Genomic DNA, 15,699 nt, shown 5'->3' with positions numbered 1-15,699 from the left:
TGCTTAGATTTACAAAATCATGAGATATAAATGTTCATAAAAAGTTGATTCAATCAGCTTTTTATATAAACAAAAAAGATTTTTAGAAAGATAGATGGAAAAAAATCGAGTAAAATGATTGAATTTTTAGACATTTATGTATTTATTTCGGTATAAAATGAGGTTTAAGCTTGTCTTATAGGGAAATGAAGAAGAATATTAAGAATTTTTTAATTAATAATAGAGAAAAATTCTATTGCTAAATTCTAGATTGTGGAGTAGAATGAGAAGCAGTTTCAACAAATCAATAGAATAAAATTAAATCAAACAACTTTTGATAAACGGCGCCGGCTATTTATCAGTAAAAGTGTGAATCGACAATTCTTAGGCCATAGATGGAATTGTTGATTGGCACTTTTTTTATTTGGTTGGATGTTGAAACATGAAGGAGAAGATGGGGCGAAGCGGAAGAGTGTTATCTAGCTATGCGAGCTAGCTCCTCGGAAAAAAGATAAAATATAAGTGAGGTAAAGAACGCCACCCTCCTATTTTCCTATTTTTCAGTCGGAGCTGAACGAGCCCGCTATGCTTTTATTGTTATCTAGCTGCGCGGACTAGCTCCTCGGAAAAAAGATAAAATGTAAGTGAGGCAAAGAACGCCACCCTCCTATTTTCCTATTTTTCAGTCGGAGCTGAACGAGCCCGCTATGCTTTTATTGTTATCTAGCTGCGCGGACTAGCTCCTCGGAAAAAAGATAAAATATAAGTGAGGCAAAGAACGCCACCCTCCTATTCTCCTATTTTTCAGTCGGAGCTGAACGAGCCCGCTACGCTCTTATTGTTATCTAGCTACGCAGGCTAGTTTTTTCAGTTTTTAAAATTAGGAGGTTTTTTTATGAACAAGGATTGGATTAAATTAATGATTGGCGCATTTTTTGAAGTTTTATGGGTCATTGGGATGAAACATAGTAATACGTGGTGGGAAATTTTATTGACAGTAGTCTGTATTCTTATCAGCTTTTACGCCTTGATCAAAGCAGGTGAAACGTTGCCTGTTGGAACGGCTTATGCAGTTTTTGTTGGTTTAGGTACGGCGGGGACGGTGATCACAGGGATTCTCTTCTTTGGTGAAGAATTTAAAGTATCAAAAATTCTTTTGATTGTAATATTACTGATTGGTGTAATGGGCTTGAAATTTGTAACGGGTGAGAAAGGAGCTAGTCAGAAATGAGTTGGTTATTTTTAATTATTGCAGGCATTTTTGAAATGCTAGGCGTGGGATCGATCAACCGCTTTAATCAAAATAAAGATAAAAAGTCATTATGCTTATTATTCTTGACCTTTGGTAGTAGCTTTATCTTTCTCTATCTAGCGATGAAGAATTTGCCAATGGGTGTTTCTTATGCTATTTGGACAGGGATTGGAGCAGCTGGTGGAGCGATTCTAGGGATGGTTTTTTATGATGAATCGAAAGACTGGCGTAGAATTATTTTTATTGGCATTATTTTAGTATCCGTTATTGGATTGAAACTGATTGGTTGATGAGATAAAACTAAGAGGATGAGACAAATGTTATGTGGCTTATTGCCATCATAAATTTTGTCTCATCCGTGTGTCATGTTCTATGTGGTGTGTAAAGGTATCAATTTTTAATAACAAGGTGGAATCCTTTTTTTATATTTTCTAAAATGCTTATTTATTTATAAGTTTAATTCGAATCGCTTGGATTGCTAATTTCTGACCAGTTGTTCCAGCTACGGCACCATTTTTAACCCAGCTCATCCATCCTTTTTCTGACACGTGTACTTGGTAAGAAATATCGTATTGCTTTTCCAAGCCATTTTTTAATTTGAGTTTAACGGCTTGTAAGGATAATTTTTGTCCTGTTGTGCCACCTGTGTTTGTCAACCAGCCCTTTTCAGCTACATGAGCATCAATTTGTACATTTTCTTTCTTACCTTCTACATAGACTTCTAAGCATTGGCTTTCAATTCCTAGACCAGTTGTTCCAGCCATTTGGTTATTAGTAACATAACCAAGCCAGCCTTCATTGGCTAAATGCATTCGATATGACACACCTTTTGTTGTAGGTTGACTAGTTCCCTGATCAATTGGTTTACGAACAAGTTTCATTTTCAGTGCTTGAAGGCTTCGCTTTTGCCCAGTTGTTCCAGCTGTTGCACCATTTTTAACCCAGCTTATCCATCCTTTATCAGCAACATGAGCTTGATATTCTAAATTGTAGTAGTTCGCTGCTTCTCCAGTTAATTTGGCTTGGATTGCTTCAACCGCTTTTGATTGTCCTGTTGTTCCAGCAAGCTGTCCGTCTTTTACCCAAGGCATCCACCCAATACTGGATACATGGGCACGATATGAAACAGAAGCTGGGATCTGATTGTTTTTGAAAAGTACTTTCACTGCTTCTACTGGCAAATTGTAACCTGTTGATCCTGATAAAGCGCCATTGGCTACATTGTTCATCCAGCCTACTTTACTTACATGAGTTTCGTAATTAATCCCTTTTGTAATTGGCTGTTCAGGATTTTTAGTTGGTAATTTTGGTGGTTCTGGCTTTGCAGCTGCACTTCTGTACACTGTAATTGGTGGTCTTCCATTATAGCCCCAAATAACATCATGATTATTTGTTGTGATACCATTATAGCCATAATTACAATGAATGATATTATCTACACTGTCAACAAAAATACCAGTATGTCCAGAAGCTCCTCCAGAAGCTCCGCGAGCTCCCCAGATAAAGACGTCTCCTCTTTGAATTCTATAATTTCCGTTTACAGGAGCCACTTGCCGCCAATTATTTCTTTCTAGATCTCCAAATAAAGTATCTGTATTTCCCATACTTCCACTTGGCAAAAAGCCACCTGCAATCAATGAAAAATAGACCGACGAACTACAGTCATAACTATTTGGACCTAGTCTATTAGTCATACTATAAGTTACTTTTCCTTCTCTATCTTTCATCCATTTAATCATTGCTTCAATACTTGCCATAAAACATCTCTCCTTTAGTTTGTTAATAAATCAACAGCGCTGTTAACTCTATTAATAGATTAGCAAAAAAAAGAAGGAGTAATCTGTTACCTTTCTATCAAATACATGTCTCAATTCTGTTATATTTCTCCCAAAGGTTTATTTTTTATGTACTGTCAGTAATAAGATAAATCGTTGTTCTTAGTTTTTCATTGCGTTTTTATGTGCTAGTTGTGTGTTAGTTGACCTTCCTGAGTAAGTTTTGTTTTCTAATATGATTGTAGACTGTTGGGACCGAGACATTACATCTTTTCGCAATTTCAGGAACAGATAAGTCTGAATTAGTATAAAGCGCCATTGCTTCATTGACTTCTTTTGTTCGTGGTGGACGTCCTAGCTGCTTACCATTTTCTCTAGCAGCATCAAGGCCTGCCATCACTCTTTCACGAATCAATTCTGCTTCCATTTCAGCGAAAGCCCCCATTACAGTGAAAAAGAATCGCCCCATTGCAGTTGTAGTATCAATATTATTTTGAATACTGACAAAATGAATATTTCTTCGATCAAATTCCTCTAACAAACTCAACAATTGCTTTGTACCTCTGGATAATCGATCAAGCTTAAAAATAACCAATGTATCTCCTGATTTTAGACAGGCCAAAACCTTGTTCAGTTCGCTTCTAGATATCTTTCTGCCACTCTCTCGTTCTTTGTAAATAAAATCTACACCATATCGTTCAAGAGCCTTTTGTTGAGAATCAAATTTTTGCTGATGCGTGCTGACACGCATATAACCAATCACTGCCATGTATAAACACCTCTAATTATTGATAGTTGCTTTGTTGCTAGTCATATTGAATGCTAATGTTGTTTACTTATTCAGTACTATAAAGTACTGAATAACGTTGTCCGAAACATCTTGATCACCTCCTCCAATAAAAGCGTAGCAGTCTCGTTCAGCTCCGACAGAAAAATAGGAAAATAGGAAGGTGGCGTTCTTTGCCACAATCAGATTTTATCTTTTTTCCGAGGAGCTAGCCTGCGTAGCTAGATAACAATAAAAGCGTAGCAGTCTCGTCCGCGCAGCTAGACGGTTTTATTATCTGAAAACAAAGAGTAAAAAATATTTTTAAATACTATTGACTTTCAGTTTTCTCTATAATAAACTAATGATTTTTATAGAGTCGAAACGCTTGCTATTTTTCTTAGAGGAAGCAGTCTAGAAATACGTTATGAAGGGGTTTATCCTTTCAAGCGTATTTCTTTTTTGCGTTTTAGTTGATTTTCTCAATATCATTAGTTTTTTGGACTCTTCAAATGACTTAAAACGATTAGCAAAAAGCTTATTTATGAAGCTTATAAATTTAGTTGTTTTTCTTGACAGTTGAAAGTAAAAGATCATTGTTTTTGGTAAGTACAAGGCAAAGTGAGGGTTTAGGGAAATGGCGGAAGAGCGAAATAAGAAGCAACAGCCAAACAAAAAAAAGCGAACTACAAAATCAGCACCAAAACAAACTGTAAATAAGAAACAGGTCTCTAAACATTCAAAACCTAAAAGCAGGAAGCCACAAGCTAAAAATAGCAAAAGAAAACAAGAGCATGTTTCTAAAAAAGCAAAAAAAAAGACGCAACAACGTAAACCCAAAAATCCTGTCTATACTTTATTATTTAACATTATTTTTTACGGTTTCATTTTATTTATGATTATTGGATCGATTATTTTTGCAACGACTAAAAATGCTGACAAAAGTGTTATGGGTTATCGTTTTTTCGGTGTTTTAACGGATTCAATGGTGCCGAGAGATCCTGAAAAACAAAAAGGGGGCTTTCATTCTGGCGATGTGATCATCGTAAAAAATATTGCTGGAGATTCGGCTGAAGTAGGAGATATCATTACATTTCGTCCTAGCATCAAGAGTCAGGCATTTTTGACTCATAGGGTGAAAGAAAAGATGGATCATTTAGGCGATACCAAGGGAACCTACTATATCACTCAAGGAGATGCCAACTTAGCAGAAGATGTGCCAGTTAGCGCGAAACAAGTGGTGGGGAAAAAAATTATAGTTGTTCCTAAAATAGGCGCATTTCTAAATTTTGTACGTGAAAATCCGCTGGTTTCAATTATTTTCCTGATTTCAGTTTTCGGTTTTATTACGATCATCAGGTACTACATTTTAAATAAATAAGATATTTACTTTTTAATTAGGGATGAAAACCTATTTTCGTTGCCAATGTTGAAAAGTTAATAATAAAAAAATTTGGGAGGAAATTTAGAAATGAATAAAAACAGAAAGAAAAAAGTTCTTGCGTTAGCAAGTGCCTTTGCACTTGCAGCAATAGCTGCGGCAACGTTTGCTTGGTTTACTAGTGAAGACCAAAAAACCAACCACTTTGAAGGTCAAATTGCAACTGGAAAAGATATTGAAGTGGTGGAAACATTTGAGCCACCGACCGAATGGGATCCAGGTTCAGAAGTAAATAAAGATGTGGCAATTGCCAATATCGGTAAATACAAAACATTGATCCGTGTCTCTTTAACAGAATCATTGCAACTTTTAAAAGACCATCAAGCAAAACCAACAACTGGTGCTGAACTTGAAGGTAAAACAAGTAAAGAAATCTACTTATTACCTGGCGCAGATGCCCCAGCTGGTTTTACAGATTCTACCTTCGATGGTGCTGCACCAAAAATAAGTGTAGCAGCAGGAGAATTCATTGGTGATTATACATTAAAAGTGAAAGAAAAAGCTGAAACAGTTGGAACAAAAACCACGTATACTTACCGCTATGCTTTTGAAAAAGGCGGCGTTTTATATCATGCAAGTGGTATTGATGGATTCGTGCGTGATGCTACAAATAAAATTAAAGTAAAATCAGGTACTCCAGCTCTTAGCTATGTATCGTTAGAATACAATGCTGCTGAGGAAAAAGCATGGACACAAGCACCAATTTATGCGCCAACATTCACACAAGATGGTACGTTGATTTGGAATGCACCTGCAGCAACAGGATCAAACAATATCCAAATTTCATTTAATAACATTACAACTGATCCAACTGTCGCTGACAAATGGTATTTCAACGCTGCTGATGGTTACTTCTACTACACAAGTGTTGTAAACCCAGGAGTAAATACAACACAATTGATGGATGCAGTTAAATTACTGGGAACAGCTGGTAATGAATATAGTAAATTGATCTATGACTTAACTGTAAAAGGCCAAGGAATCGCAGCATACAAAGACGCTGTTGATGACTGGTTGCCAGCAGGTATCAATGATTCTTTAGCGACAGCTTTAAAAGATCTAGTACCAGCTAAATAATTGAAAATAGCTATCTATTTTGAGGGGGAAAAAGGATGAAAAGAAAATACAGGGAGAACAAGTGGTTATGGGTGGGGTTCCTCCTACTAATTAGTTTATCACTTACCTTAAAACCTGTTGAAGTAAACTCTGAATCCAACCTTCCCCCAGGAATAGTGGCTGGTGATGATCAAGGTATTAAAATAAAAAATGACGGACAATATCTCGTTGATATTCGAGATGTTGCACCAGGTAAAAAATGGTCTACCAAAATCACGATCATCAACATAGAAGAAGATATCCCTTATCACTTAACCATGAATGTCAGTAAACCGACGCTTATAGAAGGCTCGTTAGATTTATCTGAAGCGATTCAGATGACCTTGATTTACGATGGGAAAATAATTTACACTGGACCGTTATCAGGTGTAAGCAAAACGCTAAATCTACAAGATAAATCAGCCCCACTAAATCTAGGGACATTCAAAGGGGGCGACACCAAGATGTTGGAAGCCCAATTTGAGCTAGATGGCAAGTCGTATACTAATAGAGATTTTTTTAAAAAGAATATAGTGGAAAATATTTGGCAGTTCAAAGCAGTCAAAACAACATTACCAGATACTAAAGAGCCAGAGCAACCAGACAAACCTTTTCTTGAAAAACTAGTAAGTAAGTTAAGGCTACCAAATACAGGGGAAGAATGGCGTAATGCTCTACTTTTTTCATGTATAGGCTTATTTTTAGTATTGGTTTCATTATTGATCATCAAACATAAAAAACAGGAAAAAAAACCATATAAACAGAATAAAAAATTGTAATTGGATTTTTTAGAACGATCAAATGATGGGAGGCGGTACAGCATGAAAAAAAATAAGCACAATCTTGGTAAAAGAAAGAAACCAAGCAAAAAGCAAAGAGCAAAAGTAAACACAAAATGGATCATCGCTGTAAGTACATTTCTCTTTTCTGGTTTGATGGTTCTAGGAAGTACATATGCTTGGTTTGTCTCTGAAGATAGTGAGCTCAATCATTTTGTTGGTTCAAGATTATCTGCTGAAATCATAGAAGAATTTGAACCTAATTTTGAATGGCAACCAGGTTTAGCAACAAAGAAAGTGATTCAAGTTAAAAATACTGGAAATATTCCGGCGTTTGTAAGAATCAGTTTATATGAATACTTATTGACTTTCAAAATAGATATTACAGATCAAACGGGGAATGGTAATCTAGCCATCGCATCACAAGAGGTGCTGCCAACTGTTGATCAAAAAAATACAGCATCATGGCAACCAGCAGTTAACGTTGGCGGAACATATTTATATGACGGCCAACAGTTGATTGCTGAAAAAGCAATCGTTCCTAATGTACTTACAGGAACCGAAATGTATAAATTTAAAGAGAGTGCTAGAGAAAAGACAGATCTGCGTTGGTTTCAGTTAAACTTTCCAAATAACGTCTACGATGTTGCACCCGCAAAAGGAACAAAAAATTATTGGTTCTATCAAGACGGATACTTTTATTATTCTGAATTACTGGCACCAAATGAAATAAGTGCGCCGGTAATGAACAGCGTACATTTGAGTCCGAGTGCGCCAAATCGATTTAAAGGTTCTTTATATCAACTAAATCCGATGATGGATGCTCATGATACCACGAAAGGACTGTTAAGTTCCTGGAATATTGGCAATTCTGGTGATCTATATAACATGTACCATGGGCGCTTAAATGATTAAAAGAAGAGTCCTCAATATGGAAAAATCAAAAGGATGTGAAAAAGTATGTACGCACTAGGAGTACTTTCGGCTAACCAAACGATACAAGAAAGCGAAAAAAAAAGGCTTTTTACTGATTTTGATATTTCAATCTATGATTTAGAAAATGTGGACATAGATTCTCTTCAAGGAATCATTCTTCAAAAAAATGAACAGATTCAAATCGAAAAATTATTTCAATGGCTAATCAAAGTCCGAGAAAGTCCGTTAAAACCAATCTGGATTTTGACAAATGAACCATTAGGAGAAGAAAAAATCATCTATTTGAAATTAGGCGTCACTGGCTTTTTATTAGAATCAGACACGTTTGATGAAATCGCTTGGACGATAAAAAATGGATTACTTTGTATGGCTGTAGAAAAAGAGCGCGGCTTTTATTTAGATCCGTCGAGCTTTACTGTGTTGATTTCCGATACAAAGCTCGTTCTAACCAAATTGGAATATATGTTATTAGATTATCTATATACATCAGGAGATAAAGTTCGGACCTATGAGGAAATTGCTCATTATCTATGGGAAAAAGAAACAGTACCACCAAAATATCGTGTAGCGAATTTAATTTTTCACATACGACAAAAAATAAAGACGATCGATATCAAATATGCTGATGTTATTAAAACAGTTCGTTCAAAAGGTTACAGACTGAATCTGCCGGATGAATCTATGAATAAGTAAATAAAACGCTAACTGCACAAATTATCAAGAGTGATAACTTAGTGGTTTGAAGTCTTTAAATGTCTGATAAATAGTAATTAAGCAACCAAAAAGGAGTGGATGGGCACGTGAAGAAAAAGCAGAAGACCAAAAAGTATTTAAGTATCAAACAATTTTGCTTATTTACAGGATTTTTGGTAACGATTATCTGTCTTTCCTTTGGTTTATATCAAACCTACGCAGCCTTGACAGATAGTGATCTAAAGCAGAATGAATTTAGAGTTGGGAACCTTAAAACTTCGATAGAAGAAGAATTTGATCCACCCGCAATTTTTGAACCCGATAAAGAATATTTAAAAAAAGTCACGATAAAAAATACCGGAGAACAGGAAATTTTTATTCGAGTTTTGGCATTACCCGTACTTACTAAAGCACAAGCGAATGGTTCTCTCACGCTATTACCTGCAACGGTTGACGGACCAACTCCAGTCTTGAGTATTGATTATAATTTGACTGATTGGACCAATGGAAATGATGGTTATTTTTATTATAAGAAGAAGCTGTTAAAAGGGGAAACGACAACAAATTTATTCACTAAAGTGAAAATGAATCAAGTGAATATTACTGAAGAATATGAAGGTGTCTTGTTATCCTTTGAAGTCAAGGCAGAAGGAATCAGTACGACAAAATTTGCTTATAGAGATGCTTGGTGGAGTGGCCAGATACCTACAAGCAAGCCACTTTTAGATGTGGATAATTTATTGGAAAATCAAACGATCAGTGAATAGCAAGAAAATTCTAAGAGGTAGAGAAGAGGTGCTATTTTGAAAAAAAAAGAAAACAGGCACGTAACGTTTTTTAAATGGTTTATGCTTATTTTTTGCTTGATTGGCTCTATTTATGCAGCGCAATCCTCACTTTCATATACTAATGCTCCAGTTAAGGCAGCTCAAAAAACTGACCTGCAGCCCGGACAAATAAAATTAAGTAAAACAGCTGAACCTGTAGCTGGTATGGTCAATCAATGGGATATCACACTTCGAATCGAAGGCCGCAACCAATTCCCACCACCCCCGACAGATGTTGTACTGATCATTGATACATCGGGAAGTATGAAAGATAACGATCGAATGGTCAAAGCTAAAATGGCAGCTGAAAAGTTTGTAAATATGGTTTTACGGAAAGATTATGATAATAGAATTGCTCTGATCACTTATAGTTCAGAAGTAACAAATTATACATTTAATGAAAGTGGTTGGAGTGATCAATTTGTCGATCCAACCCATAAAGGATTATTGATTGATAAAATCAAGGAATTAAAGCCGGAAGGTGGAACATTTACTCAATCTGCAATAAAGTCTGCTACGGAAGTAATTGCTAAAGCATCCGGAAGTAAAAGAAATATCGTTTTGATTTCAGATGGTGTGCCAACGTTCAGTTATCCACCAACTGAGCCATATAACCAACTAATCGGTATGGAAGAATACAACGTTCAATCTGGCTATACCTACTATGAAAGTGTTAAAACGATTCCAAAAGGAAAGTTCAATTATAACAAAATATATGGAAATGGTGCAGAAGGACGATATCGTTATGGTGCATTTGCACCAGATTATGAACAAATGCCGCCAAATTCAACAAATCGCTTAATGGCAAATCATGCCCATAGTGCAATAGCAGAAGCATCGATTGCAAAAAACGAGAAAATGGCAAATGGGGAGAATTTAGTCACGGATTTTTATACGATCGGTGTGGATATGGATTCGACTTCCTCAGATGATGGTATTGTTACCGGAAATAAGACCTTGAAAGAAATTGCGACTTCCGAAGATAAAAGTTTTGCTGCAACAGCGGACAATTTAGAAGATATCCTGAGTGGCATTGCTGGAGAAATCGTAGGAGCAATCAAATCAGGCTTTGTTGTTGATCCGATGGGAATAGGATTTGAAATGAATGGAGCAGTCCAAGCAACGCAAGGAACAACCGAGATCAAGGATGTCAATGGGCGACCAACTATCAATTGGAATGTCGGAACACTAAAAACGCCAGTTTCGCTTGATCCTGATGAAGATGTTATGTTTGCTGAAATAAAGTACCGTATCAACGCAGACGATGAAGTATTGAAACCGAATATCATTGGTGCAAATGGATTAGCAGAAACGAATGGGCGAACAACGATTGTTTACAAAGACTACAATGATGTTATGAAACAAGGCGATTTTATTGTGCCTAAAGTCAAGCCGATTATCGTTAGTTTGCAAAAGAAACTACAAAATGAAACAGGTACGGAGATAGAGGATCGAACAGAATTGTTTGATTTTAAATATGGCGAGGATCAATACACAATAAATGATCATTTTTCTCTCTATTCAAATGAGGTCAAAAAAATTGTTCATCCGTGGAAAGCCAATCAAGACTATGGTGTGGAAGAAATACTAAAAGCGAACCAAGACTACGAAACAACGATTGATATCAATGGCTTAACCAAGATCGGTTTAAAGAGTAGCTTTAAATTTGCAACAACAGTGGATGCTTACGCACATCAGCAAATTATTGTGACAAATAAAAAAATTCCAGAAAAGAAAACAGTTAGTTTAAATATTCGACAAGCTGTACTTAAACCAAATTCAGAGTTAGTTATACCATCAAAAGGATTTTATCGCTCTGTGATCGATGAGACACAGCAAAACTTGAACTTAATTTCTGGAAGTACAACTAAGGATTCTGCCGCTGAAGTAGTACAAAATCTCTTTACAAAATATGAAATTACCTTAACAAAACAACAAAAGCAACTCAAAGTTGTAGACGTAATTCCAGAATACTATACGTTTTATGGTTATATTGCCACAACGACGAATTTAGATTTAAATAAAACACATATTTCCAGTAATACAGCTAGTTTGATCAAGAACAATGAAGCTATTTTAGATTACCAAAAAGAAAATGAATATTGGCTAACGATATTCATCACACCTAAGTTGGGGGAAGATAGTAATGGAGAACTCATTATTTCACCAAGACCCTACAGTTGGGATTACAAGGTTAACAAATTTGGATCCTAAGTGTTATAAAAAACAAATAATCAGCAAGTAATCTTATTGTTTTTCAATACTTTTCTGTATTCTTTGACTGTTGCCTGATAGTCTAACGTTTCTAAAATAGATAAATAGTTAGTGATGTGAGCGTTGACAGCGAGTTTTTGACTAGTTGTCTTAGCAATTTCATAGTTTAGGCTGGCAATGATCTTTTCAAATAGTCGGTAATCCGTTTGCGCATTTTCTTTGGCTAAGGTTGAAAAAATTAGTGTATTTTCATAATCTTGACAATTTAAGCATAAGCCAGAAAGATTTAGGTAAATCCGTAATTTGATATCTTGATACTGTTCCAAAGTGCTGAGTGTGTCGATTTTTTTTCCAACTAAAGTTCCCAAGGCAATTGCTTCAGAAAGTTCAAAACAATATAAAGAATTATTGAGTAATTTTAATTCATAGAGATACCATTTATCGATGCCAATTAAATATTGTTTGATTGGGTCCATTAGCTCTTTCAAACAGTCGATAGTGTCAGACTCTGACTGCTCTAGGTTTAAGAGTGCCATTGCCTGTGTAATTAAGTTCAGGTGGTAATATTTTTTATTTTTTGTTGTACTATATAGCGTTTGTGATTGCGCAATAAGTGACGTTAGTTGTTGCTTATCTTTTTTAAAAACAGCTTGGCTTAATTGGTGATATAAGTGATTTTCGGTTGGAAATACTTCAGGATCTAGGGCATACAGGAATTCGTCAACAGAGATGAAAAGTCTCTCCAGTATCAGTAAAAATTTGTCAAAAGATGGCATGCTGGTATTTGTTTCGATCAAATAATAGGCTTGCCGAGTAATGATGCCATCATAAATATCTTTTTGGCTGAGCCCTTTTTCCTGTCTAATATTTTTTAATAACGTTCCATAATGGTTCAAAATAGTGCTCCTCTCTAATCGTAAAGAATAATTTACCTGATGAAAAAAGTTGCAATGCTTATGTTATTATAGCAAAAACATTAAATAACCAACGAAAAATCAAACATTTTTTTATATTTTATAATTTTTTAAATATCTTTCAGGATTGGAGAGGAGTTGAGTAAGATGATTAAATTATTTATTTGGTTTATTACATACTAAAGAAGATTGCACAAGGGTTAGAAAAATCAAAATTGTTAGGAGAGCTTTTTTATATGAAACAGAAGATTAGCTATTTATTTTTTTCATTCGTTTTCGTCTTATTGACTTTGGGGGCCTTAGGTGGAAAGCAAGCTGAAGCTGTTCAGGGTAATGCATCATGGTCAACAGGATCAAGTGTGAATAGCCAAATGGGAACGGCTTTTACAAATGATTACATGTCAAATGTTCAAAATAATCTTTTGACACCATCAAGTGCAACATCACGCTTTTTTGCTCCAGTATCATGTGGCGGCATTCAAGTAATTAAATATGATGAACGCACAAATGCACGATTGTCAGGAGCACAGTTTACCATTTATGACCGCTGGGGTCGAGCAGTTCAAGTGATTCAGACGAATTACAATGGGATTGCAGAAACAAGATCCTTACCACTTGGATATTATTCTATTAAGGAAACGAAAGCACCGACTGGTTATCAACTAGAAACAAGTGCTTTGAGTTTCAGTATTCTTAGAGCAGGACAATTTATCTGTATCACTAAATGTAATAAACCGTTACCGACTCAAACTGGCAGTCTTAAAGTCAATAAAGTTGGTGAAAATAACCAAGCCTTAGCTGGAGCCGTTTTCGATGTGTACAATGCGAATAATCAATACGTGGGAAGAATCACGACAAATGCTAACGGAGTAGCCACATTAGGGAATCTACCATATGGCACGTACAAATTAATCGAAGTTCAAGCACCAGCTGGGTATGAATTAGATGCAACACCGAAGTATGTTACGATTTCTGCTTCCTCACCAGGAAGAGTAGCTAGTATTACGATTTCAAATAAAAAAGTAGTAAAAACTGGAACGATTGAAGTAATTAAAAAAGATGAGTTTGGCAAGTTATTAGCTGGAGCAAAATTCTATGTTCTAAACAGTAAGAATGTCTATGTAGGACAAATCACAACAGATGCCAATGGCGTTGCAACGTTGGCAAACCTACCTTATGACACATACGTATTACTGGAATATGAAGCACCAGAAGGCTATGAATTAGATCAAACGTTAAAATATGTTACGTTGTCTGAGAGTAGTCCGAACGGTAAAGCAAGTATTACTGTTGTGAATAAGAAGAAAATCACGACTGGCGCACTTGAAGTAATCAAAAAAGATGAAGCCGGCAAGTTGTTAGCTGGAGCAGAGTTTGAAGTTCGTGATGCCAATGATAAAGTTGTTGGAACTATTACAACAGATGCCAATGGGATTGCGACATTGAAAGATTTACCATTTGGCACATATAAAATAATTGAAACAAAAGCACCAGAGGGGTATGAGTTAGACGCAACACCAAAAACAATTACAATTTCCAAAGGTGATCCAAATGGGGTAATCAGTATCACCATTGAAAATAAAAAGGCTAAAACAACTGGAAATCTTGAAGTAGTTAAAAAAGATGAAGCTGGAACACTTTTAGCTGGGGCTGAATTTGATGTGTATAACGAAAAAGATGAGCTAGTTGGTAAAATCACAACAGATGCCAATGGCGTGGGCCAATTAAATGACCTACCGTATGGCACTTACAAGTTAATCGAAACAAAAGCACCAGAAGGCTTTGAATTAGACGCAACACCAAAAACAATTAAAATTTCGAAAGATGATCCAAACGGTAAAGTTTCAATTAATGTAATCAATAAAAAAACAGAACCGATCACTGGTTCTTTAAAAATCACGAAATATGTCAAGGATTCAGATCCAACGGTTTATTTAGAAGGTGCAGTATTTGAAATCTATGACAATAATAATCAACTTATCGGGACACACACCACAGATGTCAATGGAGAAATCCTCTTAAATGATTTAGAACCAGGTAAGTATTATGTGATCGAAGTTGAAGCACCACCAGGTTATGAACAAGACGCCACTTTCTACGAAGTGATGGTTGAATCTGGAAAAATAGCTGAAATAAGACATGCGAATATCAAAAAAGAAAACTTGGGCGGATTGAAAATTACCAAATATGCCAAAGATAAATTCGGTTTTGAAACAGATATAGTCTTACCAAATGCTGAGTTTGAAGTAAAGGATTCAGCTGGAACGATCCATAAAGGAACGACCGATACTCAAGGAGAACTTTTCTTCCCAGATTTACCGATTGGAGAAGTAACCATCACTGAAACGAAAGCACCAGATGGCTATAAAATCGAGGTAGCCACTCAAAATGCAAAAGTTGTTGCAGAGACAATCACAGGAGTAACATTTTATAATCCACCTAAAGAGGAATTAGGTCGTGCCTTAGTTTATCTTTCAAGTAACGATGCGAAACAAGCCCTACATGGCCTGGAATATAGCATCACCTGTGCGGAAGGTGCAGCGTTTGAAACAACAGTTGTTACCAATAAATTCGGACAAATCAGCACTTACTTGCCACCAGGTGAATATGAAATAGAACCTGTTGTAAAAGGATATTCGACCACTCCTAAAGCAACTAGCTTTAAAATTGAAGCGAATAAATTCACTATTATTAGATTAACGATTTAAACAGGATTCAAACACACACAATTGTTTTAAGATAGATTGTTTACACAACGATCTATTTTAAATAGATGATAATAAAAAGTGCACATTTTATTATCCAAAAACTATTTGGGAGGAATACACACTATGAACAAACAAGCTGAGAAAAAAGTTGGAAAATCTTTTGAAGAATTAACACCAGAAGAAATGAATAAAGTTCAAGGAAGCTTCGGTTGGAGCTGGTCTTCATCATCATCTTCATCATCATCAAGAAGCTGTTACTCTACAAGATGTAGCTATAGCTGCTGCTCTTCAAGATGTTGCGGATGGTAATTTAAAATAAG

At 35.8% G+C, this 15,699-nt stretch carries 14 protein-coding genes; 11 read left to right on the top strand and 3 right to left on the bottom strand.

The features are described 5' to 3' along the window. Positions 1-874: 874 nt before the first annotated feature. Positions 875-1,210 (top strand): DMT family transporter, encoded by a 336-nt coding sequence (locus A5866_RS07860; protein WP_086278552.1) that lies wholly within the window; start codon positions 875-877, stop codon positions 1,208-1,210. Next, on the top strand, positions 1,207-1,521 hold the full coding sequence (locus tag A5866_RS07855; RefSeq protein ID WP_086443885.1) for a DMT family transporter: 315 nt from the start codon (positions 1,207-1,209) through the stop codon (positions 1,519-1,521). The genes A5866_RS07860 and A5866_RS07855 overlap by 4 nt, the downstream gene beginning before the upstream one ends. Positions 1,522-1,671: 150 nt before the next feature. Here A5866_RS07855 and A5866_RS07850 read toward each other — a convergent pair whose 3' ends face one another. Together A5866_RS07850 and A5866_RS07845 are read right to left on the bottom strand one after the other, a co-directional pair. Next, positions 1,672-2,988, bottom strand: coding sequence for a peptidoglycan amidohydrolase family protein (locus tag A5866_RS07850; RefSeq protein ID WP_086443886.1), 1,317 nt, complete (start codon positions 2,986-2,988; stop codon positions 1,672-1,674). 217 nt (positions 2,989-3,205) lie between these two features. Then, on the bottom strand, positions 3,206-3,775 hold the full coding sequence (locus A5866_RS07845; protein ID WP_086278555.1) for a recombinase family protein: 570 nt from the start codon (positions 3,773-3,775) through the stop codon (positions 3,206-3,208). Positions 3,776-4,409: 634 nt separating this feature from the next. Here A5866_RS07845 and A5866_RS07840 point away from each other — a divergent pair. The 7 genes from A5866_RS07840 to A5866_RS07810 all read left to right on the top strand — a co-directional run bounded on the left by A5866_RS07840 (position 4,410) and on the right by A5866_RS07810 (position 11,757). Continuing rightward, the gene (locus A5866_RS07840; protein ID WP_086443887.1) at positions 4,410-5,153 is read left to right on the top strand and encodes a signal peptidase I; all 744 of its coding nucleotides are present in this window, start codon (positions 4,410-4,412) and stop codon (positions 5,151-5,153) included. A 90-nt stretch (positions 5,154-5,243) separates the two neighbouring features. Continuing rightward, positions 5,244-6,290, top strand: a complete 1,047-nt coding sequence (locus A5866_RS07835) for a BsaA family SipW-dependent biofilm matrix protein (protein ID WP_086443888.1) — start codon at positions 5,244-5,246, stop codon at positions 6,288-6,290. A 35-nt stretch (positions 6,291-6,325) separates the two neighbouring features. Continuing rightward, positions 6,326-7,087, top strand: coding sequence for a hypothetical protein (locus A5866_RS07830; protein ID WP_086443889.1), 762 nt, complete (start codon positions 6,326-6,328; stop codon positions 7,085-7,087). Between the two features lie 42 nt (positions 7,088-7,129). Further along, positions 7,130-8,002, top strand: coding sequence for a BsaA family SipW-dependent biofilm matrix protein (locus A5866_RS07825; protein WP_086443890.1), 873 nt, complete (start codon positions 7,130-7,132; stop codon positions 8,000-8,002). A gap of 45 nt (positions 8,003-8,047) precedes the next feature. Beyond that, positions 8,048-8,716 carry a winged helix-turn-helix domain-containing protein gene (locus A5866_RS07820; RefSeq protein ID WP_086443891.1) on the top strand — a complete coding sequence of 223 codons (669 nt, stop codon included), beginning with the start codon at positions 8,048-8,050 and terminating at the stop codon, positions 8,714-8,716. A gap of 107 nt (positions 8,717-8,823) precedes the next feature. Continuing rightward, positions 8,824-9,483, top strand: coding sequence for a hypothetical protein (locus A5866_RS07815; RefSeq protein ID WP_086278561.1), 660 nt, complete (start codon positions 8,824-8,826; stop codon positions 9,481-9,483). A gap of 36 nt (positions 9,484-9,519) precedes the next feature. After that, entirely contained in the window at positions 9,520-11,757 is a 2,238-nt protein-coding gene (locus A5866_RS07810) for a vWA domain-containing protein (protein ID WP_086443892.1), read from the top strand. Positions 11,758-11,777: 20 nt separating this feature from the next. Here A5866_RS07810 and A5866_RS07805 read toward each other — a convergent pair whose 3' ends face one another. After that, positions 11,778-12,653, bottom strand: a complete 876-nt coding sequence (locus tag A5866_RS07805; protein ID WP_086443893.1) for a helix-turn-helix domain-containing protein — start codon at positions 12,651-12,653, stop codon at positions 11,778-11,780. Positions 12,654-12,907: 254 nt separating this feature from the next. Between A5866_RS07805 and A5866_RS07800 the strand changes: the two genes are divergently transcribed. Further along, the gene (locus tag A5866_RS07800; RefSeq protein WP_086443894.1) at positions 12,908-15,379 is read left to right on the top strand and encodes a SpaA isopeptide-forming pilin-related protein; all 2,472 of its coding nucleotides are present in this window, start codon (positions 12,908-12,910) and stop codon (positions 15,377-15,379) included. A gap of 123 nt (positions 15,380-15,502) precedes the next feature. Continuing rightward, a complete protein-coding gene (locus A5866_RS07795) occupies positions 15,503-15,688 on the top strand; it encodes a serine-rich class II lanthipeptide (RefSeq protein ID WP_139843294.1) in 186 nt (61 codons plus the stop codon). The last annotated feature ends 11 nt before the right edge of the window (positions 15,689-15,699 follow it).

Origin of the sequence: Enterococcus sp. 12C11_DIV0727 (assembly GCF_002148425.2) — a bacterium.
GTDB lineage: Bacteria > Bacillota > Bacilli > Lactobacillales > Enterococcaceae > Enterococcus_L > Enterococcus_L lemimoniae.
Note: the sequence above shows the minus strand (reverse complement) of the source record. Positions and strands in the feature narration are given on the sequence as shown.

Bases quoted from the DNA above. Each gene is read 5' to 3' on its own strand.
- A5866_RS07800 (WP_086443894.1), top strand. From the start codon at position 12,908: ATGAAACAGAAGATTAGCTATTTATTTTTTTCATTCGTTTTCGTCTTA.
- A5866_RS07820 (WP_086443891.1), top strand. From the start codon at position 8,048: ATGTACGCACTAGGAGTACTTTCGGCTAACCAAACGATACAAGAAAGC.
- A5866_RS07860 (WP_086278552.1), top strand. From the start codon at position 875: ATGAACAAGGATTGGATTAAATTAATGATTGGCGCATTTTTTGAAGTT.
- A5866_RS07855 (WP_086443885.1), top strand. From the start codon at position 1,207: ATGAGTTGGTTATTTTTAATTATTGCAGGCATTTTTGAAATGCTAGGC.
- A5866_RS07830 (WP_086443889.1), top strand. From the start codon at position 6,326: ATGAAAAGAAAATACAGGGAGAACAAGTGGTTATGGGTGGGGTTCCTC.
- A5866_RS07840 (WP_086443887.1), top strand. From the start codon at position 4,410: ATGGCGGAAGAGCGAAATAAGAAGCAACAGCCAAACAAAAAAAAGCGA.
- A5866_RS07845 (WP_086278555.1), bottom strand. From the start codon at position 3,775: ATGGCAGTGATTGGTTATATGCGTGTCAGCACGCATCAGCAAAAATTT.
- A5866_RS07850 (WP_086443886.1), bottom strand. From the start codon at position 2,988: ATGGCAAGTATTGAAGCAATGATTAAATGGATGAAAGATAGAGAAGGA.
- A5866_RS07795 (WP_139843294.1), top strand. From the start codon at position 15,503: ATGAACAAACAAGCTGAGAAAAAAGTTGGAAAATCTTTTGAAGAATTA.
- A5866_RS07825 (WP_086443890.1), top strand. From the start codon at position 7,130: ATGAAAAAAAATAAGCACAATCTTGGTAAAAGAAAGAAACCAAGCAAA.
- A5866_RS07835 (WP_086443888.1), top strand. From the start codon at position 5,244: ATGAATAAAAACAGAAAGAAAAAAGTTCTTGCGTTAGCAAGTGCCTTT.